We start from the raw sequence: 20,154 nt of genomic DNA on the forward strand, positions 1-20,154 counted from the left end.
TTTACTGGCCTCTAATAATTTCTACTGGATCTAATTTCTTTGCTTTTCTTGCAGGAAGGTAGCCGGCTAAAAATGTCGAAACTAAAGCAAATATAATTCCTGTAATATAAAACAGGGGGTCGTAGTTAACGGGATAAGTTTTTACAGTAGGTAAAGCTTCAGAATTAAATGGGATATTATCAATAATTACGGAAGCACCATAACCAACTCCTAATCCCAATGCAGCACCTAAAACACCAATAATTAATGCTTGAAAAATAAAAATCAACATGACATCACGCCCTGTAAACCCGGTAGCTTTTAAAATAGCAATATCATTCATTTTTTCGTAAATAAACATGTTTAGAATATTATAAATCCCAAATCCAGCAACAATTAGTAGAGTTATAGAGACTGCGTAAGAAATTAAAGTTCGAATAGAAGAACCAGTATCAAATTGTGCGTTCGCCTCTTTAATATCCATGGCACTCACATCATATATATTTTCTATCAACTTCGAAAAAGGCACCGCATCTTCCATATCGTTTAATTTTACATGAATTCGACTAATATAATTACTCCCTGCGCCTAGGATTTGCTGTGCCATTTTTAAGTTAACGTAACTTTGGATATCGTCAATTTCTGCCATCCCACTTTGGTAAATACCTCCTATACTCAAAGAAAAACTAGTACCACTAGGATTTAAGATTTGGATTTTATCGCCCACAGAAAGCGACAGTTTTTCAGCAATTCCTGACCCCAATAAAACACCATTTTTCTTTTTAATCAAACTATTGATATCCCCTTCCACTATATAATCTTTAAAATTAAATAAACGTGCTTCTTGGGTTACATCAATACCGCTAATAATACCATTTAAATTATTAGATCCCGCGATATAAAACACTTTACAAATTGTTTGGGGTGTGGCACCATTTACTTTTTTATTTTTTTTAAGTTCGGAGAGAATGGGTAAAGCATTATGAATTCTTTCCAGTCGACTTTTTGGCTTAATAGAGTGGATATAATTTAGGTTAGTTGCTGCGTTAAAATAACTGTCCGTTGGTTGCGTTTCGGTAGGGTCTGTATTGTTATAAATTTGAACATGCGGCGTTCTGTTCAACACTAAACCATCTAAAAGCTGATTGAGTCCCGTCATAAAACTCATCATTATGATAAACATACTTATGCCAAAAGTAACACCGAGAGCTGCCACCATGGTTTGTTTCTTTTTTGAAAACAAATGTGTTTTAGAAATATCCCATATAATTGAAAGGTTACTCATTATTCTTCTGCCTTAAAAATAGTTGTTGTACTGTCGATACCAGAAAGTACTTCAACAAAGTCTAAATTTTTCATCCCTACTTTAATACTTACTTCCCCATTAGCGGTCAGTACCATATTGTTAGCAAGTAGATAAGCCGTTGGAATCACCAAAGTGTTTTTTCGTTTTGAAACAATGATATTAGCTTCTCCAGAAAGACCGTTATATAATTTAGGTGGGTTTTTATTAAAGGTTCCTTCCACCCTAAAAGTTTGGGTGATGTCATCTTTTTTAGGGAAAATTTTATGGACAGTAGCAACAAATACCTGATCAGCATAGGCATCCAAAATAATTAAAACGGAATCCCCCACTTCAATTTTAGTAATATCTACCTCATCAATATCCATTTCAAGTATAAAATCTTCGGCACTACCAATTTCCGCAAATATTTCTTGAGAAGAAATTAAATCACCTTCTTCTTTATTTATAGTATATATTTTCCCATCTATTTCAGACCGAATAGTAAAGTCGTTGAGTTGACCTTTTTCCGTTTTGGTTTGACTCACTGCCTTTTTATAGTTATTTTTTAAATTGATTTGTGATTGTGTGTATTTTTTCCTCAGAATGCCAAGTTGATTTTGCGTGGTATAATATTTTGATTTCGCTTGGTCGTATTCTGATTTATTTTCTAGATTTTTTTCTTTAAGGCGCTCTTGCCTTTTAAAATTGGTTGAATCTAAACTTAGTTGTTCTTTCGTAATTTGAATTTCCAATGCAATATTCTTCAATAAATTATCACTTCCTAAATAATTAGATTTTGCCTCTTGTAAATTAATTTCCGCAGTATTTAACTGCCCTTTGATAATTTCTGTCGGCGTTATTTCAAATAAAATTTGTCCTTTACCCACCAAGTCACCTTCCTTTCCATAAATCTTTTTAATAACACCTGACCGAATAGGTTGTGGATAATACACTATTTTAGGACGTACTTTTACGGAAGCATAAACGGACTCTGTAATGTTTTTTGTTTGGGGAAGCACTCCTTTATCTTTCTTACTATCACAAGCGTAAGTGAAAAACAATAAAAGAATTAAAGCAATTGATATTCTCATATATTTTTAATTTCAATAACAAAAATTAATTTTCCGTAATATACAAATTGCGTATTTATTCCTACTTTTTTAGTCCGTAACAAATGCGCATATTACATCTACAAAGATAAGAAAAAGAACTATTTTTTTCATTCGAATATTGAGGGATAAGAATGATAGATTATAGTTTTTTTTATGCCAGAAGTCATGTACCAAATCGGATTATTATAGACCCAATTCTTTTACTGAAATTTCACGCATTTCTACTTTTCTTATTTTACCAGAAACGGTCATAGGAAAACTACTTACAAATTTCCAATACTTCGGCACGCTATAATGCGCGATTTGGTTTTTACAAAAGGCCATTAATTCTTCTGCTACACATTCTACATCTTGATGCAATTTAATCCAAGCCATTATTTCTTCTCCATATTTTTGAGAAGGAACGCCTATAATTTGCACGTCTAATATTTTTGGATGTGTATATAAAAAATCTTCAATTGTTTTAGGAGAAATATTTTCTCCGCCACGAATAATTAAATCTTTAATTCTACCAGAAATTCGAACATAACCTTCCTCATCCATAACTGCGAGATCACCAGAATGCATCCAACGTGAAGGGTCAATTACTTGTTGGGTTGTTTCAGGATTATTCCAATACCCTAACATTACGGAATAGCCACGGGTACACAACTCTCCTTCGTGGCCTATTGGTAACGTTTCACCAGTTTCAGGATTGATTATTTTCACCTCTAAATGTTCTAAAACGGTTCCCACAGTCGAAACCTGTTTCTCTAAAGCAGCTCCTATTTTAGTTTGAAGGGAAACGGGAGAAGTTTCCGTCATACCATAGCAAACGGTTACATCTTTCATATTCATTTCAGCCTGTACCCTTTTCATTATTTCTTCGGGACAAGTAGCCCCTGCCATTACACCGGTGCGTAGAGTAGACAAGTCATATTTTTTAAAATCTTCCAATGCCAATTCAGCAATAAACATAGTAGGGACGCCATATAGAGAAGTACATTTTTCCTTTTCGACAGCACTTAATGTTAAACCCGGATCAAAGCCATCATTCGGAATTACCATACAAGCACCATGTGAGGTACAAGCTAAATTTCCAATTACCATTCCAAAACAATGGTAAAAAGGAACAGGAATACAAACCCGATCTGCATCAGTATATTTAAGCCGTCTTGCAATAAAAAAGCCATTGTTTAATATGTTATGATGACTTAAGGTTACCCCTTTTGGAAAGCCAGTTGTACCAGAAGTATATTGTATATTTATCGGTTGATCAAAATCAGTTTTCTCAACAGCGACAGTGTAAGTTTCATCAGAAATACTATCTCCTTTTTTTAAAAGATTGTCCCAATCACCTGTATCTAAATAAATTATTTTTTTTAGTGAAAAACAATTTTCTTTTATTTCATTTAACATGGTTCTATAATCACTCGTCTTATAGGTCTCTGAAGAGACGATATAAGAAATTTCAGATTGATTGATCGCAAATTTCACCTCATGTTTTCTATAAGCGGGATTTAAATTGACCAATATCGCTCCTATATCTGCAGTAGCGTATTGTACCAAAGTCCATTCGAAACGATTAGGTGCCCAAATACCTACCCGGTCACCAAATTGAACACCATCCGCAAGAAATCCTTTTGCCAACTGTATCACTTGTTGGTGAAATTGCTTGTAAGTCGCCCTATAATTTTGATGCACACTTATTAATGCGTCATTATCCGGAAACTTCCTTACTGTCTTGCGTAAATTGTCGCTTATCGTTTCCCCTAAAAGTGGATGGGAAGATTTTATGTTTGTATATGAAAGTGAATTCATAGCTAAATGAAGTTTTTTTAAATATAAACATATTTACGCTAATTAAAAGGACCTGAACTCCTTGAATTAAAAAATATGACAAATATCAGAAAACTACTTTCATTGGATTAAATTCGTTTTTATGGCTGTCAAAATGGCTATAATTACATACTTTTATTTCAAAAAAAATAAAACTGATAAAACAAATTCATTCAAAGAAATTACAATTTTTTTGGTCAATTTTAGTTTATAAAGTATAGGAATAACAACCATTAACCTCAATTATGAAATTTCACACCAGAAAATGGGTAAAACCCGAAGATTTAAATCCAAACGCCACCTTATTCGGCGGTCGTTTAATGCAATGGATTGATGAAGAAGCTGCTTTATACGCCATTGTTCAATTAGAAAATCAAAAAGTAGTGACCCGATTTATTTCAGAAATTAGTTTTGAAAGCGCAGCAAGGCAAGGCGACATCATTGAAATTGGCATGGAAACCGTAAAGTTTGGTGGCAGCAGTTTGACATTAAAATGTGTGGTTAGAAATAAAATGACACATCAAGTCATCATTCAAATTGACCGCATTGTAATGGTCAATTTAGGTCCTGATGGCAATCCAGCGCCGCATGGCAAAACAGAGGTAGAATATGTGAAGGACAGGTTGAAAGAAGAATAGTGTAAAAACCCGGGGCTTCGAGTTCATTGTGAAAACTATCGTTTTCGCAATCCTCAGCCACCTATGAGAAAAGAGTTCATTCGTTTTCGCAATCTTCAGCCGCCTATGGGGAAGAATATATTGGGGCTTAGTGACTAAGAAGATAACAATTTGCCATAAAACAAAAAAGCTTGCTAGTTTCCTAGAAAGCTTTTTAAAGTGTGGGCCCACCTGGGCTCGAACCAGGGACCCCTTGCCCCGAAAGCTTTCGGGGGAGTCAAGTGTTATTTGGTTCGCAAAACAATTTTCTCAACCAGTTCTGGGTATTTTTTTAAGTTCTGAATATACTTCGCGCTTTTTTGGGATTTGATAAATTTTTCTAATCGAACAGCATGACTGTAATCTGTCAATTCAATGATCAAGAAGATTTTCCAGTCAGACGCTTTTGAAGTAAACCTATGAGCACCATAGCTTCCATCATTGTGTTTTATTAACCGCTCTTCAACTGAGTCGGTTGTTATTCCCGTGTAAAAACGGTTTAAAGATTCACTATGGATGATATAACAATTTGCCATAAAACAAAAAAGCTTTCTAGTTTCCTAGAAAGCTTTTTAAAGTGTGGGCCCACCTGGGCTCGAACCAGGGACCCCTTGCCCCGAAAGCTTTCGGGGGAGTCAAGTGTTATTTGGTTCGCAAAACAATTTTCTCAACCAGTTCTGGGTTTTTTTTTAAGTTCTGAATATACTTCGCGCTTTTTTGGGATTTGATAAATTTTTCTAATCGAACAGCATGACTGTAATCTGTCAATTCAATGATCAAGAAGATTTTCCAGTCAGACGCTTTTGAAGTAAACCTATGAGCACCATAGCTTCCATCATTGTGTTTTATTAACCGCTCTTCAACTGAGTCGGTTGTTATTCCCGTGTAAAAACGGTTTAAAGATTCACTATGGATGATATAACAATTTGCCATAAAACAAAAAAGCTTTCTAGTTTCCTAGAAAGCTTTTTAAAGTGTGGGCCCACCTGGGCTCGAACCAGGGACCCCTTGATTATGAGTCAAGTGCTCTAACCAGCTGAGCTATAGGCCCGTATTTTATCGAGTTGGGTTCTCGCAAAGCCATACGACTTTAGGGGTGCAAATGTATTTGATAAAAATGGTTATTCAAAATAAAAATTGATAATTTTAAAGCATGAATTTAAATTATGATGCAATCATCTTTGATTTGGGGGGTGTAATTCTCAATATTGACTATCAAAAAACCACGCAAGCCTTTAAGGGTCTAGGGGTTAAAAACTTTGATAAGCTTTATAGTCAAAGTCAACAAAATGGCACATTTGACAAATTGGAAACGGGAAAGATGGGAGCTGAAGAATTTTATAAGACACTCAATAAAGAAACGGGGCTTGAACTTAAGCATTCCGAGATAGAAACGGCTTGGAACGCAATGTTGCTGGATTTACCCAGTCACAGAATTGAATTACTTAAAAAAATCAGCAAAGAAATTCCTATTTTTCTGTTGAGCAACACCAATGAAATACATTTAAAAGCATTTCGAAAAATGATTAAAGACAGTTTTGGTGAGGAGCATTTATTAGAAAGTACTTTTTCTAAGACTTACTATTCTCACCTCATTCAGGCACGAAAGCCAAATCGAGCGGCTTTTGACATCATCATCCATGAGCAAGGACTGAATCCGAGCAAAACTCTATTTATTGACGATAGTCTTCAACATATTGAAGGGGCAGAAAAAATAGGATTACAAACAGTTCATTTAGTAGGTAAAGACATAAGTGAGATATTTCTAAGTTAATAAAATCCGAATAATTATCTTTGTGTTTTAAAACAAGGAAAAATGGATTTAGATTTATCAGGGAAAACTGCAGTCGTTTGCGGAAGTACACAAGGAATTGGATTAGCAACTGCTCAAGAATTAGCACATTTAGGTGCAAATTTGATTTTGGTTTCAAGAAATGAAGAGAAACTTAAAACAGTTATTCAAACTTTACCTCATCCAGAAAGACATTGTCATTTAGCGGTTGATTTTACAAACCCAGCTGATTTAGAAACAAAATTCAATGCATTTATTGCAGATAAGGCTGTTCACATTTTGGTAAACAATACTGGTGGGCCAGCTGGTGGACCTGTAAATACAGCAGGAACTGAGGAATTTATTAATGCATTTAACCAACATTTGATTTGTAACCACATTTTGGTCCAAGCCGTGAGAGACAAAATGAAGGAAGCTGGATACGGCAGAATTATCAATGTAATTTCAACTTCAGTAAAACAACCTTTACCAAACTTAGGTGTATCAAACACTATAAGGGGAGCGGTTGCAAATTGGAGTAAGACTTTAGCCAACGAATTAGGAGAGTTTAACATTACTGTCAACAACGTCTTACCTGGTGCTACGGATACCATTCGTTTAAAAACCATCATTGAAAATAAAGCGAATAAAACGGGACAGGCAGCAGAAAATGTAAAAACTGAAATGGCCAATGCTTCTCCAATGAAAAGAATCGCACAACCCTACGAAGTTGCAAATGCAATCGCATTTTTAGCTTCTCCAGCTGCAAGCTACATCAACGGAATTAACGTTCCTGTGGATGGAGGTAGAACAAAGAGTTTATAAAAAGATATAATACAAACATAGTTTGCCATTAATTTGTTATGTTTGTCGCAATAATGGCCCCATAGTTCAACTGAATAGAATATCAGATTTCGGCTCTGACGGTTGCAGGTTTGAATCCTGCTGGGGTCACTTCTAAACAAGTCAACTAGCTTCAAAACAGTTAGTTGGCTTTTTTGATTCCCCACATACTCCCCATTTATATTTTTTTGTTCTTCCTAAAAAAGTATTAGTAACACATAGTTAGTTTGTTTTATTCAAAATCAATTGTAAATTTATATCATGACTAAAAACACGAAAGTATTTTATCGAATTTTTTTTGATGAAAGTTGTCATTTAAAAAATGATCTTTCCTCGGTAATGACCGTTGGTTATATTAAAGTGCCTGATCTGGAATATTCATATCTATTTAATAGATTAAAGAAAATCAAAGAACAAAACCAGTACTTCTATGAATTAAAATGGAATAAGGTGATAAAAAGTCAAATGTCTTTCTACAAAGAACTTATAGATTTTTTCTTTGAAACAAATCTAACCTTTAGATGTACTAAAGTTTTGCATAAGCAGAGGCTTACAAATGATTTTTACTATTATGCGATCTATTATGCATTAAATCCAATGAACGAAAAGGATACAGAATACGGTGTTTTTTTAGATATCAAAGACTCTAGAAGTGGTGAAAAATTAAAAAAAATAGCAGAGATCTTCAATAACAAAAACAAGGGAAATTCCCCTTTCCGTTTTTTTAAACATATACATTCAGAAGACAATTTATTTATCGAACTCGCCGACTTTTTTATTGGAGCTGTTAACTATAAAACTAGATTGCGTTATAAAGATAAGGAATTAAAAGCTCCTTCACCTGTGAAACTTGAAATTATTGAATATTTAGAGCGAAAATCAGGTTATCTGCTGGATAGTAAGACACCGATAATTACTAAAGAAAAAAAGTTTAATTTATTTGAATTCTCGCCTACTAAAAATTATCATAAATGAGTGAAGAATTATTTGGGTTAAAACCGTATTTTGAGGATTTGGAGTCTACAAACATTTGCAAAAAGACACAAATAGACACAATGTATAAGCTTTTTTCAAGTCATTTTATTGATACCCCATTAATTATTGAAGGAAAAACGATTAAAATTATTACCTCAAAAACTCGTGTTAAAGAGTATTCAGATTATTGTGAAACATTTTATCATGTAATAACAGAGAACACTTCTCATGGTCGAATTATAAATAACCAAAGATTAAACCGTGTACATTGGATAAAAACAATAATAGAAAATCAGCACTTAAGGGCTATTAGTGTATTTAAATGGAAAGATCATAATGGAATACATAAACTGCATCTATGGTTTAAAAGAAAAAGTTTTGTAGTTGTCTTGAAAGATGTCTCTAACGATGTAATGGTGGTTACTGCTTTTTGTGTTTCGAGTGAAAACGAAATTAAATTTAAAGAGCGTTTAGAAAATTATCAAAAATCTATCTAAAATGCAAAAAAAACCCTAGACCGTATCTAGGGAGCGTGAGTGCGGCTTCACGATGCCATTGCCTTCAACCTTGGGTTGATGCTGGTACAAAGATACATCAAATTATTAAATTTAACAAAAATGAATTTTATTTGATTTAATAATTTTAAGATTGTTTCTCAACAAATCCGACATAAGCCTTGATATCATTGACATAGGAATGATCGGTCTTGTTTTTATATTTAACCCTTTTGATTTAGAATTCTGTTTTGCTCACACTTGTTATATAAGGATACTTGAAACATTACTAATGTTTTATCGCCATACTAAAGAATACAATACGCTCTTTTGTTGAGATAATTGCCGTTAATATCACAATGATTTTACACTTTAATTAAGCCCTTTTTTGATACGGTCGTATAATAGACTTCTAATGGTTGCGCTTGTAATTCTTTTCTTTGGATTGGTTAATGACTCAACAAGTACTCCACAGTTCTCGCAGTAGTATGGGGGGTAGTCTGTTTCCTCCTTTAGTTCCTTCGCACAGTCTTTACAGAATTCTGCCATAATCAAATATATACATAAAACTCTATTAAGGCTGAGAAATCAATTAATGACATTGTACGTGCGCGCATAGTGATAGGACGATATAAAAAACGTTTTACATACAGGTCGAAATCAAAAGTAAAACAATACGCGCGCGTAGTGATGACCCGATAATAGGTTAATGCGTAACAGATGACCCCGAACTATTAAAAGATTCGTTTTTTTTAACGTGTGGAAAACAATTAACTAATGCGCGTAACAGATACCCATTTATTACATGCGTGGAGAAATGGAAATATAATAAATCTTTGTTTGTATACGTCGAAAAACAAAATCAAACAAATACGCGCGCGCAGATGATAGTACAATATTATACACATGAACAGACACCAAGGAAGTACACACGCGAACAGATAGTGGAATATTACTTTTTACCGTTCGAAAAGCAAATAAGTGCCAACGCCTGCGAACAGATACCAAAGAAGTCTACACTTAAATCAAAACAAGACACGAATATAGTTAGGGACATATTATAAAAAAGTTATAATTTGTAATGTTTCTTTTCCATTTAGTAAACTATTATTTAAAAATTTTGGTGCTGTAAATGAGTGTTTTTATTGGTTTAATTGTAACTTAATGTATTAATATTCGTTAAAGTTTAGTAGGTATTGAAACAAATCACTATATTTAGAACATAATTATTCTTGTGCAGGACACGTGTATAATTAAAAAATTAAAAGTACCTTTGCGCCCTCAAACCAATGAACAAGCATAAAAATACTATATTGACTCATTCTGATGATGAAATTTCAAAAATTGGAAATACAATTGTGTTTCTAATAAATGAATATAAAGATATTTCAAAAACAAAACTTCTGAAACTTCTTTACATATTAGATGAAATGTCCATCAAGAAATCAGGAATTCCCTTTTTAAATTTAAATTACAAAGTTTGGAAATTTGGACCAGTTGCAGTTGATATATTTGCGGAATTATCCTCTTCACCTTCTATTCTTAAGCCTTTTATCACTAAACTTGATTGTGAAAATGGAAATGATTTTAAAGTCATTGTGGACTTTAGTGATGATGAATTTTCTATTAATGATTTAGAATTGTTAAACAAGGTGTCTTCTGAATTTGGAGTTAAATCTGCTTCAGAATTGATTAAGTATACTCATAGGGAAACTTCACTTTGGTATAAAATAGCGTTGGAAAACGGTGTGCTAGAAGACTTAGAAAAAGAAAGAATAAGTACTACAGAGCTTACAATAGACTTATCTGAATTAATTAAATACGACGAACGCAAAGCAAGTATTTATGAAGAGTACCTTGAAATGCATTAATTGTTATGCTAGAAGAAGGTAATATAATTTATTTTACACCTTTTTATTTTAAAAATGGAAATGACCCAGCACCAAAGTTTTTTATTGTGTTAAAAAAGAATGGTTCTGATAGTCTTTTGGCTAGTCTTCCTACTAGTAAAGATAAATTACCATTATCAAATAGTATAACAGATGGCTGTATAGAGGTTCCAGAAAGTGGGATTAATTGTTTTATGATATCTAATACAAAGATTATTACCAAATGCAATAAAAAATTTGATGTAACAACTCATATTTACGGCTTTGAGATTGATACATATCCAGTATCTAAATTAGAAGAAGCCTATGCAGTTGAAGGGGTAGATTATAAAGTGTTTGGTAATATGAAAAAAAGAATCTTTACTGAACTAATAAATTGTCTTACGAATTCGAAAACTGTCAAAAAGAAACACATAAATTTTTTAAATTCTTAAACTTTGTGTACCTAGGTTACTATTTAGATTAATTCATCAAGTATTTTAGGGTCGTTTACTGAATCATTACCTGTAAAATCAGTTTTAGAAGGAATATCTTCTCCATCCCTTTCCTTTTGCATCCTATCGAGTTCTTTTGAAATTAATCCTTTAACACTTTCCATATCGTTCTTAATTTTGGCAATATTCATTAGCATTTTAATATAGAAATACAAAAATATTAACACGCTGAACACGCTTACTATATCAAATTCAGAAATCGCTACATCATTCATAATACTGTTTTAAGGTGTGAAATTAAAATTGTCGTTTTTGTTAAATGGAGAAAGTATACTTTTTATACAGGTTAATTGCAATTATTGTTTAGTAAGTTCCACCCATTGCTTTAAATAAATCTAAACTTCTTTTGATATCTCTAATTTGACTACTTGTAATTGTTTTCACATCAGAATATTGTCGCCCTATTAATTTCATTTTTGCAGATTTTGCATTGGCTAAAGCGTCTAACAATTCAGCATTTGATTTCCCCATACTTTCATCAAACCATTCCCAAATTCGACCACCATTTCCAGAATCCGTTTCTGTGTTCATTGGTATGAATTCAAATGCTTTTCCATCTATTGAAAATTGAACTTTACGAAAAAACAACCAATCATCTGAATGATATTGCATTCGTAATCTCAAATTACTAGGCTTTCCATTGCTTGACTGAAAATAACAATATAAACTATTTCTATTAGTGTATTTTGGTGCGGATTTAGGCTTATGCCATACTAATCCATCTGGGGAAAATTCATCTTTATTACTGTTGAAATATTTTTTTAGTTTTTTTACCTTGGCGCTATCTATGTTAGCTGAATTAATTTTGTCAAAACTTCCTAGATAAGTATTTTTCCTGTTAAAAACAGTAGCTCTAATTTCATTTTTTAATGAGTCTATTTTATCAAATTTCATAAAAATTGCGATATTAATACCTTCATCATTTATCAATTCAAAACTAATCGGAGTCCCCCCAATTGATTCACCGCTTGCTTCTTTCAAGTCTTGTGATACTTTTTCAGAAATGCAGAATTTTTGATAAGCAGCTAAATATGCAACTGAATCATATTTCGAAAAAATTTTAAATGTATCTTTTGTTTCTTTTTCAATTCCTCCAGGTGTTGACTTGTATGATGAGATTTCTATATAGTCATAACTTTTCGACTGTTTACAAGAACTTGTCACTATTGCAAGTAACATAAAGATTAGTATTTTATACATTGTTCAAGATTTGATTTTTCAACATCAAAGATAGTAGAATTATATTAAAATCGAAATAATTGAATAATTATATCACTACTTATTAAGGTGTTAAGGTGCGTCATTGCCAACCGTATTGTTTATCGTTTTAACTAAACATAAAACAAACCAATTATCTCGTCACTACTAAATGAGTTTGCTCTATCTAAAATAGCTCTTAGTTTTATGTATCGTTTTGTCGGTTTGCCATTGTACGTATTTTTGAAGTGTTTTTTATATAATTTCGCACACGCTCTTTCATATTCAAAATAAGCACCGTAATAACTAAAAATATCCCTCATTTTTTTACTTTGTATTTGACTATCATAGGTGGCTTCCTTGTTGTATTTACGGTGCGCAAAGTACTTGGTAGTCTTGTATAGGTTTAAACACGCTAAACCCGTAAATGGACAAATAAAATACAGTATTTCACCGCCAGACTTTAAGTTTGAAGGCATGGTGGTTGTGTGTACCGTGTACTCTATTAATTCACCATTATTCCTATATGATAAATTAAAAACTGGACTGTGTTCTCTGTTGTCGATTGTTAGACTAATACTTGATTCGTCATAGGTTCGGGGATGCTTCCATGTAGATGTTAAATTACGTATTTTCCCCTTCTCTATGAATCCTTCCCGCTTGTAATAAGTAATGTTTAAATTTAGGCAATTGTCTAATAGTGGTGGGAAATTTGCTGGTTTTGGCATACCTAAATATACGATAATATAAATTAAAAACCTGTTAATTAAGCTAATATTACATTGTGTTTTTTGTTTTTGCTGGTGTAATTCGGGGACAATTAATGTATTCGCTTTCTACTATAAAATTTTAATTAGCACATAGTTTTTATCAAAGTCGTTAACCTCTAATGAAGTATTGAATTTACAACTGAAATTTGTGTATTTAACTTCAGGACTTCCAAGCTTTTTCACGTCTCTAAAAAAGCAATTATTTTTTTCCATAACTATATATATTCGACCTTTTTTTAATTTATCTTCATCAACTTCAAGACCTAAATTAAATGGTATTGTTTTAGTGTGAGCAAAGTCATTTCCATAATCTGCATAGTTGCCTAAGTATGAACCATAGTCTTCCCATCTTCTAAATTCATAATCTAATACTCCAATCAATTGCAATCGTCCATCAATATATTCGTATGCAAGAATAGGAGGGAGCGTAGGGTTCTTTGATTCAGATGAAATGGATACACGTGCTAATATGTGCTTACTACCTCTAGTGGCGTCACGTAGAAAATAACGATTACCATAATTATCAAATATCCATCTTTTACCAAGCCAAATTTTATCAAATTTCAAAGTGACATCATTGAATTTAACTTTACTTGATTGTTTCAATATTTTAAAACCTAATGCCTTTTTACGTTCCTCTTCAGCTTTCTGCTTTGCATCTTCAAGCTTTTTCTTTGCATCATCTCGCGCTATAACTTTAAGTTCTTTTATAGCTATCTCAGAATATTCAGTCTTAGGAAAGTTAATTTTTATATCCTCGTACTCCAATTTAGCTGAAAAAATATCGCCATTTGCATATGATTTTTTTGCATTTAAGATTCTATTTTCAGGCGTATTCTTTATCTCTTGTAGTTCTATTGAACAATTTTTCAATTCTTTTTTTAAAGATTCTAACTCCTGTTTTGTACTCTCAAGTTCTTTATTATCTGTGCAACCAAGCATTAATATAGAAAAGATAATTATTGATTTTGTAAAAAGTTTCATATTCTATTATTTAAGAGAATTATTTTCAGCATTAAGTTAATACAAAGTTAATGAATCAATTGAGTTAAGTTTATAATTAGTTTAGGTAATCAAGAATTGTTAGTGTTTTTAGTCGATTATTCAAATGTTTTCATCATTGATTTAACTAGTAGCGTAGTTTTATAACCGAAATCCCTAAGGAACTTTACATTTTTAACATGACTTTGCTAAATACTGTTCAATACCCCAATGGAGATGGATTATCCTAGTTGACGTATTCTTATTATAACTAAAGTCGGAAAACGTCAATATTTCATTGTTTAGCTCCATTATTTTATTCTCTATTATATTGTAAATTATGTCTTGGACATTACCGCCTATTGTTTTATTGATATGCTTTAATAATTTATAATGCTTATGTCTTGCTTGTCGACTTGAACTATAGTCTGACCAAAACAACGGGTCTCTATACTGAAGCTGTTTAAGGTTGCTAGTATCAATCATAGGGTCGTAAAACAATACTTCGTTCCAGTTACTCAATAAAGACCTTTTAAGCCCTTTAAAATCGCTTTTAATCAAGCAGTCCAATGTCTGCCCTATTCGTTCCTTTTTAGCGAACTTAAGCCAGCTCATTTGTTTTCTTTCAAACCTTAACAAGTCATAACCTAATCCATAATGAAGTCCTTTGTTGTAAATCTTTAGTATATAGTTGTGTTTATGTTCTGCTTGGTGATACTTTCCTTCTTTATCATCCTTTACACAAACAAACCTTTTCCACTTGTGACTAAGGCAATGGTCAATTATTGTACTTACTTTATATGGGATTCTAATATTTACCCCCCATTCTAATTGGGTGATTTTTAAATGTCTTGGCAGTATTCCGAACAAGTCAAAAAGTTCCCTTAACACATCATCTAACATTTGTATGTTAAAATCGTTGTAATTGTGTTTACCATCATTATAGAGCACATGAATGCTACCTGATAAATAAACCTTGCTTGAATCTGTATAATACTTAAATATCAGATTCCTAAACTTTGCTAATCTATATGGCTTTCTGTTTTTGGCGTTTTTTATTTCTCCTGAATCTTCATTTATTGGTCTACTAAAATTAAGGAATTCATTTGAAAGTAACTGCTGGGTGTCGAAGTCAATTAATTCAGCCTTTATGTAGTCTAGTGGTACATAATTTTTGTATCTTTGGTTGGTAGATATATTTTTGTTTCTGCTATTGAAATCAATTAAGGAAGCACTCGCAAGGTCACTTCCTTTTTTGATTCTATCCATTAAGCGGACTTGTTAGAACTAAGTAAAACGTCAACCAATTCAGAACGCTTAAACAAGGTCTTATTCCCTATCTTATACTTCTTGATTATTCCTTTATTAACCCAATCATGGATAGAAACTAAACTTACTCCAAAAAATTCGGCAGTCTCTTTTCTGCTTATAAATTCTTTGCCTTCTGTCTTGTTATTGTTAAGGTCTTTAATGATAGTTTCAATGTTAGCGATTAACTGCTCATTGATAATGGTCGCCAACTCTGTTGGGCTTACTTGAATGAATTGTATTTTACTCATATTCCTTTGTTTTGTTTGTTTAACTTGAAAACAAAGGATGATTAGGGATTTGTTAGGGAAAAATTAAAATTCCCTAAATGAGTTCATTTGCGTTAAGAGTATCTATTATGGCTTTAGTCCGACTGTTTTCTTTTGGGTAATTTTTATTACTTGAATTATCGTTTAACAATGAATTTAAGCTAGGTTGAACACTTGTTTTGTTTTCTACTAGAATTTTTGAAATTATATCTGCTAAAGGGTTCACATCTCTAAAAGAGTTAGGATATTTATTTTTTAAGTGTTCAATGATGCCTAAATCTGAAAGTAGTCTAATCCTATCATTTATGGTTTTTAATTCAACTTCGGGTAGAGTGAATTGTTCCTCTTCTGTTAAGACAGTAGGAGAGTTAAATATTTTGTTTTCAGGTGATATTAATTCCAGACTGTCTATATGTCCTTTAGTAAGACTTATAAAGCTTAATTTAATTATCTCTATCTCTTCATTTATGTATTTGTTTGGCTCTTCTAAGTTACCTATATGCTTTGATAGTGCTATAATAAATGAGTCCGTTAGAGCCTTGCCATTACTGGGGCTACTAGCGTATTTTGATAGTAAATACCTAATTATTCTTCTCGCTATGTAGTCAGTATTAAAAAGCCTTTCAATTTCGCGGTTAAATGAATCCTTGTATCCTGTAAAATCTGAATCTTTTCTATTTAAAACGTTCAGTAGTCCGAAGGAATTGTGGATGATACCAACAACAATCATTAAATCTAAACAAGTTTTATCATTATCAATAATTATTGGTTTAATAGGTTCGTGCTTATAGCCTCCCCAAATTACAGGTGAAAAAATAGTGTCCAAGTTGTCGTAAAAGTTGTATGTGGTTTTAGTAATTTTCATCTTGACTTAGCTTATTTTAAGTTGTATTTAGTTCTCTGAAGAAAACATATTTAATAATTTATTATTGATTTAACTTTTTCATTTTCTTGACTTCTTTCATTACTCCATAAATCAATAAAATCTTCTACATGGTCGCTTTCAGTTTCCCCTACGTAGCGGATTAGCATCTTCTCTGTGGCGTGACCAGTAACATACATTATTTGTTTATTGCTCATTTTATCATAATGATTAGTTGCAAAACTTCTTCTACAAGTATGACTTCGGATTAACTCCCATTTTTCAAACGTTCCTGTCTCTTTTAAATGCGTATCTTTATTCTGCTTAGTACCTTTTACTTTATAAGTTAGCCCAACTAATTTACAAACTGTTTTAATATAATCATTAAACTTTACTGCTGAAATTGGTCTAGGGAAACCGTTAAGCCTATCAATAATCACTAGTACATCTTCATGAATTGGAACTTTTACCTGTGTTCCCGTTTTACTTTGTGTGTATTGGATTATTCTATTGCCACTTTTGTGGGTTAATATATTGTCATTCGTTAAGTTCATTAAGTCACCAACACGACAACCAGTCCAACAACCAACAATAAGCCAATCGCGGGCGTTTTCAAGATAACTTTTACCTTCAAAGTCTTTATTCTTTATTTGAGTAAGTTCGTTTACTGTAAGCGTTGTAAATAGTGTTTTCTCGGACGGTGCTTTAAAGTTAGATGAGAACACTTGTTCATTTACTTTAAACCCTCTATCTTTTGAATATCGACAAACGGCTTTAATGTTTTTCACGTCTTTACCTATGCTATTTAATGAAAGTCCTAAATTAGATTGTGCAAAGCTTTTATAGTTATCGTAAAAAGTTAAATCAATATCCACTAGAGAAAATTCAGCTCCTTTATACTCTTCAAATTTAACCAATCTCGCAATAGTGGTATTGTAATTTCTGATAGTACCATCTGAAACTCCTTTTTTATTATTTCTAATTGAATCTGGAAGCCACTTCTTATAAGACTTAATTCTATCAATTAGCAAGTCAGAATCTTCACCAATATTTAAACCTTTCCAATCATTAATAACATTAGTAAGCCAGTCTTTATTGATAGCTTTCTTCTTGGTGACCGATTCGTTTCTTTTATTTAAAATTAATTCTTCAAGCCCTCTTAAATCATTTTCAAGGTTTACCTTATCTAAAAAGTCGGCTTTCTGCTTAATTCCTTTAACTCCCCAAAAATTTGGATTAATCGTTTTTGAAGTTGATAAAGTCAAATCAATATTCTTTCCATCTCTTAACCTTACATAAATATTTACGGGGTTGCTTTTGCCTTTAATTAGAAATTTAACAGTTGCCATAATCATTAATTTATAAAATCAAAGATAACAATTAAAAAAAGTCTTCCCCACCTTTTCCCCACCATTTATTTACTGATACTAATTTACACTAACTAATGCTAACTAATCATAAAACACTATTATCTATATTAATGTAATGTTTTTACAGGGATAGGTAATATTTACAGGGATACAAAATATATCAAAATTAAGTAGGGATTAATCCTGCTGGGGTCACTAAGAATAAAAAAGCTAAGCGTGTAACGCTTGGTTTTTTTTGTTTAGGAGCATTGAGACTCTAGTCTCAAAAGTGACTACACAAAAAAAAACATAAGCTTCTCTAAGAAGCTAGTTTTTTAATTCGGAATTAGGAGTACAAATGATCACGAGCCAAGCGAGTAACCCTTTGCATAAGCAATGAAAATATCAAATTTAGCATGGCGCATCATACAATCTTAAACAAAAGCTTTCCGCTTCCGCGGGGAGCTTTTGTTATTTGAGGGAGCGAGTAGACAACAAAAGATATAAAATCGTAGATTTTAAAAGCTTTTATTCTACCGGAGCACAAAGGATCAAGAGCCAAGCGACTAATCTAAAAAAACAATAAAGCAGTTAAATTGAAATAAGAATCAACGACAATTAATTAGATTATTTTTCTTTTAAAAAAATTTCACTTTTTAATTCTCTTCCAATCACCTTTTGAATAAAAAATTCGATAATGAAAGCAAGCGCAATTGCCATTAACAAGATAATTACGGTTAAGTAGCTTTCATCACTTTTATAATAAAGGAAAAAAGAAAGTACAAATGCACATGCCAAAAGGCCAGTCCAAATGGCCCATGGTTTAGCCCCCGTTTTTTGTAGTAATTTTAGATGACTGACATTAACTAAAATATAAATTAATAACATGATCGCACTTCCTACACTGGCTATACTACCTAAGTCAAGAAAAAGTGCCATCAACAATATTAGAGAGGCAGTAATAAGCAAACCTTCTGTACTTTTTTTCCATAACCTTCTTTCAAAAAAACTGGGTAATTCACCTCGTTTAGCAATCATATAACTAATATTGGCAGCACCGTATAATGAGGCATTGATAGCAGAAGCAGTAGACAATAGAGCTGCTATTGCCATTATTTTAAAACCAATATTACCTAAAATAGGTTTAGCTGCTTCAGCCAAGGCATAATCTTTAGCTTTTACAATTTCGGCGTACGGTAAATTACCAACTACAGCAATTGAAATGAGTATATAAATAAAAATTACTATCGAAATACTTAGAAATATAGCACGGGGTAAATCCTTTTTTGGATTTGCCATATCCTCCACCGTATTACTAATTATTCCAAATCCTGTAAAGGCAAAAAAAACAACGCCAACTGCATTCATCACTGAAATGGAATTATTTAACCCACCAATTGGGGGAACCATTAACTCAGGTTGAATAAAAAAAAGTGCGACACAAGAAAAGACCAGTAATATTAAAAGCTTAATACTAACTATCCATTTTTCAAGATTTCCGATCACGGATGACCCTAAAAAATTAAGTAAAGTAAAAAAAACTATGATCGCTGCTGTAAATAGCATAGCTTTTCCTTCTGTAAAACCATTAGGCATTATTGCTGCTGCATAATTCCCAAAAGCCTTTGCTACCATTGCAATTCCAGAAATTAAGGCAAACCAATACAAAATATTAAACGCACCTGAACTCACCCCAGTTCCGAACCCTTGAATGATATACTCCACAGGCCCTCCCATGGAAGGAAAGCGCACCCCTAATTTACTATAGGAATAACCTAAGAATAACGTTACAATTCCAGCAATTCCGAATGGAATATAAACCAGGTTACCCGCAATTGCGCTAGCGTCGCCTAAAAGTGCGAAAATACCAGCTCCAACCATGGCACCAACCCCCATAGATGCGGCAGATATAACAGACATTGACTTTTTGTTTTTACGCATGCTTACTATTTTTTACAAACAAATATTTTTAGAAAAATAATTAAAACAACAAGTATAAGTAGTATAAGGCAATTTCACCTCCTATTACCATTTTTATGATAAACACTGGATATATTTACAGAAAGTAAGAATACATTAGCTGTTAATAATAGGATAATTTT

At 32.4% G+C, this 20,154-nt stretch carries 21 protein-coding genes and 2 tRNA genes; 8 read left to right on the top strand and 15 right to left on the bottom strand.

Annotated elements, in window-relative coordinates; genetic code table 11:
* Nucleotide 1: 1 nt before the first annotated feature.
* From DNU06_RS02490 to DNU06_RS02500, 3 genes are all read right to left on the bottom strand, one after another.
* Nucleotides 2-1,264: an ABC transporter permease gene (locus DNU06_RS02490; RefSeq protein WP_111061618.1), complete on the bottom strand. Its 1,263-nt coding sequence runs from the start codon at nucleotides 1,262-1,264 to the stop codon at nucleotides 2-4.
* Complete coding sequence (locus tag DNU06_RS02495; protein ID WP_111061619.1) at nucleotides 1,264-2,355, bottom strand: efflux RND transporter periplasmic adaptor subunit; 1,092 nt, start codon at nucleotides 2,353-2,355, stop codon at nucleotides 1,264-1,266. Before DNU06_RS02495 ends, DNU06_RS02490 begins: the two co-directional genes overlap by 1 nt.
* A gap of 204 nt (nucleotides 2,356-2,559) precedes the next feature.
* A complete protein-coding gene (locus DNU06_RS02500) occupies nucleotides 2,560-4,176 on the bottom strand; it encodes an AMP-binding protein (RefSeq protein ID WP_111061620.1) in 1,617 nt (538 codons plus the stop codon).
* Nucleotides 4,177-4,439: 263 nt separating this feature from the next.
* Between DNU06_RS02500 and DNU06_RS02505 the strand changes: the two genes are divergently transcribed.
* Nucleotides 4,440-4,832 carry an acyl-CoA thioesterase gene (locus DNU06_RS02505; RefSeq protein WP_111061621.1) on the top strand — a complete coding sequence of 131 codons (393 nt, stop codon included), beginning with the start codon at nucleotides 4,440-4,442 and terminating at the stop codon, nucleotides 4,830-4,832.
* Between the two features lie 263 nt (nucleotides 4,833-5,095).
* On the opposite strand, the gene DNU06_RS02510 is transcribed toward DNU06_RS02505, so the two are convergent.
* From DNU06_RS02510 to DNU06_RS02520, 3 genes are all read right to left on the bottom strand, one after another.
* Entirely contained in the window at nucleotides 5,096-5,386 is a 291-nt protein-coding gene (locus DNU06_RS02510) for a GIY-YIG nuclease family protein (RefSeq protein WP_111061622.1), read from the bottom strand.
* A gap of 106 nt (nucleotides 5,387-5,492) precedes the next feature.
* Nucleotides 5,493-5,783 (bottom strand): GIY-YIG nuclease family protein, encoded by a 291-nt coding sequence (locus DNU06_RS02515; RefSeq protein ID WP_111061623.1) that lies wholly within the window; start codon nucleotides 5,781-5,783, stop codon nucleotides 5,493-5,495.
* A gap of 44 nt (nucleotides 5,784-5,827) precedes the next feature.
* Nucleotides 5,828-5,901: transfer RNA gene (locus tag DNU06_RS02520), tRNA-Ile, on the bottom strand.
* 102 nt (nucleotides 5,902-6,003) lie between these two features.
* Here DNU06_RS02520 and DNU06_RS02525 point away from each other — a divergent pair.
* The 7 genes from DNU06_RS02525 (at nucleotide 6,004) to DNU06_RS02560 (ending at nucleotide 11,256) form a co-directional block, all read left to right on the top strand.
* Complete coding sequence (locus tag DNU06_RS02525) at nucleotides 6,004-6,624, top strand: HAD family hydrolase (protein WP_111061624.1); 621 nt, start codon at nucleotides 6,004-6,006, stop codon at nucleotides 6,622-6,624.
* Nucleotides 6,625-6,666: 42 nt separating this feature from the next.
* Nucleotides 6,667-7,446: an SDR family oxidoreductase gene (locus tag DNU06_RS02530; RefSeq protein WP_111061625.1), complete on the top strand. Its 780-nt coding sequence runs from the start codon at nucleotides 6,667-6,669 to the stop codon at nucleotides 7,444-7,446.
* A 55-nt stretch (nucleotides 7,447-7,501) separates the two neighbouring features.
* A tRNA-Arg gene (locus tag DNU06_RS02535) sits at nucleotides 7,502-7,575 on the top strand.
* A 150-nt stretch (nucleotides 7,576-7,725) separates the two neighbouring features.
* On the top strand, nucleotides 7,726-8,439 hold the full coding sequence (locus tag DNU06_RS02540; RefSeq protein ID WP_111061626.1) for a DUF3800 domain-containing protein: 714 nt from the start codon (nucleotides 7,726-7,728) through the stop codon (nucleotides 8,437-8,439).
* Nucleotides 8,436-8,936, top strand: a complete 501-nt coding sequence (locus tag DNU06_RS02545; protein ID WP_111061627.1) for a hypothetical protein — start codon at nucleotides 8,436-8,438, stop codon at nucleotides 8,934-8,936. Before DNU06_RS02540 ends, DNU06_RS02545 begins: the two co-directional genes overlap by 4 nt.
* Nucleotides 8,937-10,246: 1,310 nt before the next feature.
* A complete protein-coding gene (locus DNU06_RS02555) occupies nucleotides 10,247-10,804 on the top strand; it encodes a Panacea domain-containing protein (protein WP_233502928.1) in 558 nt (185 codons plus the stop codon).
* 5 nt (nucleotides 10,805-10,809) lie between these two features.
* Nucleotides 10,810-11,256, top strand: coding sequence for a hypothetical protein (locus tag DNU06_RS02560; protein WP_111061630.1), 447 nt, complete (start codon nucleotides 10,810-10,812; stop codon nucleotides 11,254-11,256).
* Between the two features lie 23 nt (nucleotides 11,257-11,279).
* Here DNU06_RS02560 and DNU06_RS17735 read toward each other — a convergent pair whose 3' ends face one another.
* The 9 genes from DNU06_RS17735 to DNU06_RS02600 form a co-directional block, all read right to left on the bottom strand.
* The gene (locus tag DNU06_RS17735) at nucleotides 11,280-11,531 is read right to left on the bottom strand and encodes a hypothetical protein (RefSeq protein ID WP_146239123.1); all 252 of its coding nucleotides are present in this window, start codon (nucleotides 11,529-11,531) and stop codon (nucleotides 11,280-11,282) included.
* An 88-nt stretch (nucleotides 11,532-11,619) separates the two neighbouring features.
* Nucleotides 11,620-12,516 (bottom strand): hypothetical protein, encoded by an 897-nt coding sequence (locus DNU06_RS02565; protein WP_111061631.1) that lies wholly within the window; start codon nucleotides 12,514-12,516, stop codon nucleotides 11,620-11,622.
* Between the two features lie 131 nt (nucleotides 12,517-12,647).
* Entirely contained in the window at nucleotides 12,648-13,241 is a 594-nt protein-coding gene (locus DNU06_RS02570) for a hypothetical protein (RefSeq protein ID WP_111061632.1), read from the bottom strand.
* A 111-nt stretch (nucleotides 13,242-13,352) separates the two neighbouring features.
* Nucleotides 13,353-14,267, bottom strand: coding sequence for a hypothetical protein (locus tag DNU06_RS02575; protein WP_146239125.1), 915 nt, complete (start codon nucleotides 14,265-14,267; stop codon nucleotides 13,353-13,355).
* Nucleotides 14,268-14,459: 192 nt separating this feature from the next.
* Nucleotides 14,460-15,533, bottom strand: coding sequence for a hypothetical protein (locus DNU06_RS02580; protein ID WP_111061634.1), 1,074 nt, complete (start codon nucleotides 15,531-15,533; stop codon nucleotides 14,460-14,462).
* Nucleotides 15,533-15,823 (bottom strand): helix-turn-helix domain-containing protein, encoded by a 291-nt coding sequence (locus tag DNU06_RS02585; protein ID WP_111061635.1) that lies wholly within the window; start codon nucleotides 15,821-15,823, stop codon nucleotides 15,533-15,535. The genes DNU06_RS02580 and DNU06_RS02585 overlap by 1 nt, the downstream gene beginning before the upstream one ends.
* Before the next feature lie 73 nt (nucleotides 15,824-15,896).
* Nucleotides 15,897-16,706 carry a hypothetical protein gene (locus DNU06_RS02590; protein ID WP_111061636.1) on the bottom strand — a complete coding sequence of 270 codons (810 nt, stop codon included), beginning with the start codon at nucleotides 16,704-16,706 and terminating at the stop codon, nucleotides 15,897-15,899.
* 50 nt (nucleotides 16,707-16,756) lie between these two features.
* The gene (locus DNU06_RS02595; protein ID WP_158526803.1) at nucleotides 16,757-18,052 is read right to left on the bottom strand and encodes a tyrosine-type recombinase/integrase; all 1,296 of its coding nucleotides are present in this window, start codon (nucleotides 18,050-18,052) and stop codon (nucleotides 16,757-16,759) included.
* A gap of 627 nt (nucleotides 18,053-18,679) precedes the next feature.
* Nucleotides 18,680-19,993: an APC family permease gene (locus tag DNU06_RS02600; RefSeq protein ID WP_111061638.1), complete on the bottom strand. Its 1,314-nt coding sequence runs from the start codon at nucleotides 19,991-19,993 to the stop codon at nucleotides 18,680-18,682.
* Between the last annotated feature and the right edge of the window lie 161 nt (nucleotides 19,994-20,154).

This window comes from Putridiphycobacter roseus, from assembly GCF_003234935.1.
Classification (GTDB): Bacteria; Bacteroidota; Bacteroidia; order Flavobacteriales_D; family Crocinitomicaceae; genus Putridiphycobacter; species Putridiphycobacter roseus.

Bases quoted from the DNA above. Each gene is read 5' to 3' on its own strand.
- DNU06_RS02500 (WP_111061620.1), bottom strand. From the start codon at position 4,176: ATGAATTCACTTTCATATACAAACATAAAATCTTCCCATCCACTTTTA.
- DNU06_RS02515 (WP_111061623.1), bottom strand. From the start codon at position 5,783: ATGGCAAATTGTTATATCATCCATAGTGAATCTTTAAACCGTTTTTAC.
- DNU06_RS02600 (WP_111061638.1), bottom strand. From the start codon at position 19,993: ATGCGTAAAAACAAAAAGTCAATGTCTGTTATATCTGCCGCATCTATG.
- DNU06_RS02545 (WP_111061627.1), top strand. From the start codon at position 8,436: ATGAGTGAAGAATTATTTGGGTTAAAACCGTATTTTGAGGATTTGGAG.
- DNU06_RS02590 (WP_111061636.1), bottom strand. From the start codon at position 16,706: ATGAAAATTACTAAAACCACATACAACTTTTACGACAACTTGGACACT.
- DNU06_RS02495 (WP_111061619.1), bottom strand. From the start codon at position 2,355: ATGAGAATATCAATTGCTTTAATTCTTTTATTGTTTTTCACTTACGCT.
- DNU06_RS02565 (WP_111061631.1), bottom strand. From the start codon at position 12,516: ATGTATAAAATACTAATCTTTATGTTACTTGCAATAGTGACAAGTTCT.
- DNU06_RS02580 (WP_111061634.1), bottom strand. From the start codon at position 15,533: ATGGATAGAATCAAAAAAGGAAGTGACCTTGCGAGTGCTTCCTTAATT.
- DNU06_RS02585 (WP_111061635.1), bottom strand. From the start codon at position 15,823: ATGAGTAAAATACAATTCATTCAAGTAAGCCCAACAGAGTTGGCGACC.
- DNU06_RS02570 (WP_111061632.1), bottom strand. From the start codon at position 13,241: ATGCCAAAACCAGCAAATTTCCCACCACTATTAGACAATTGCCTAAAT.
- DNU06_RS02525 (WP_111061624.1), top strand. From the start codon at position 6,004: ATGAATTTAAATTATGATGCAATCATCTTTGATTTGGGGGGTGTAATT.
- DNU06_RS02505 (WP_111061621.1), top strand. From the start codon at position 4,440: ATGAAATTTCACACCAGAAAATGGGTAAAACCCGAAGATTTAAATCCA.
- DNU06_RS02490 (WP_111061618.1), bottom strand. From the start codon at position 1,264: ATGAGTAACCTTTCAATTATATGGGATATTTCTAAAACACATTTGTTT.
- DNU06_RS02560 (WP_111061630.1), top strand. From the start codon at position 10,810: ATGCTAGAAGAAGGTAATATAATTTATTTTACACCTTTTTATTTTAAA.
- DNU06_RS17735 (WP_146239123.1), bottom strand. From the start codon at position 11,531: ATGAATGATGTAGCGATTTCTGAATTTGATATAGTAAGCGTGTTCAGC.
- DNU06_RS02510 (WP_111061622.1), bottom strand. From the start codon at position 5,386: ATGGCAAATTGTTATATCATCCATAGTGAATCTTTAAACCGTTTTTAC.
- DNU06_RS02540 (WP_111061626.1), top strand. From the start codon at position 7,726: ATGACTAAAAACACGAAAGTATTTTATCGAATTTTTTTTGATGAAAGT.
- DNU06_RS02595 (WP_158526803.1), bottom strand. From the start codon at position 18,052: ATGGCAACTGTTAAATTTCTAATTAAAGGCAAAAGCAACCCCGTAAAT.
- DNU06_RS02575 (WP_146239125.1), bottom strand. From the start codon at position 14,267: ATGAAACTTTTTACAAAATCAATAATTATCTTTTCTATATTAATGCTT.
- DNU06_RS02530 (WP_111061625.1), top strand. From the start codon at position 6,667: ATGGATTTAGATTTATCAGGGAAAACTGCAGTCGTTTGCGGAAGTACA.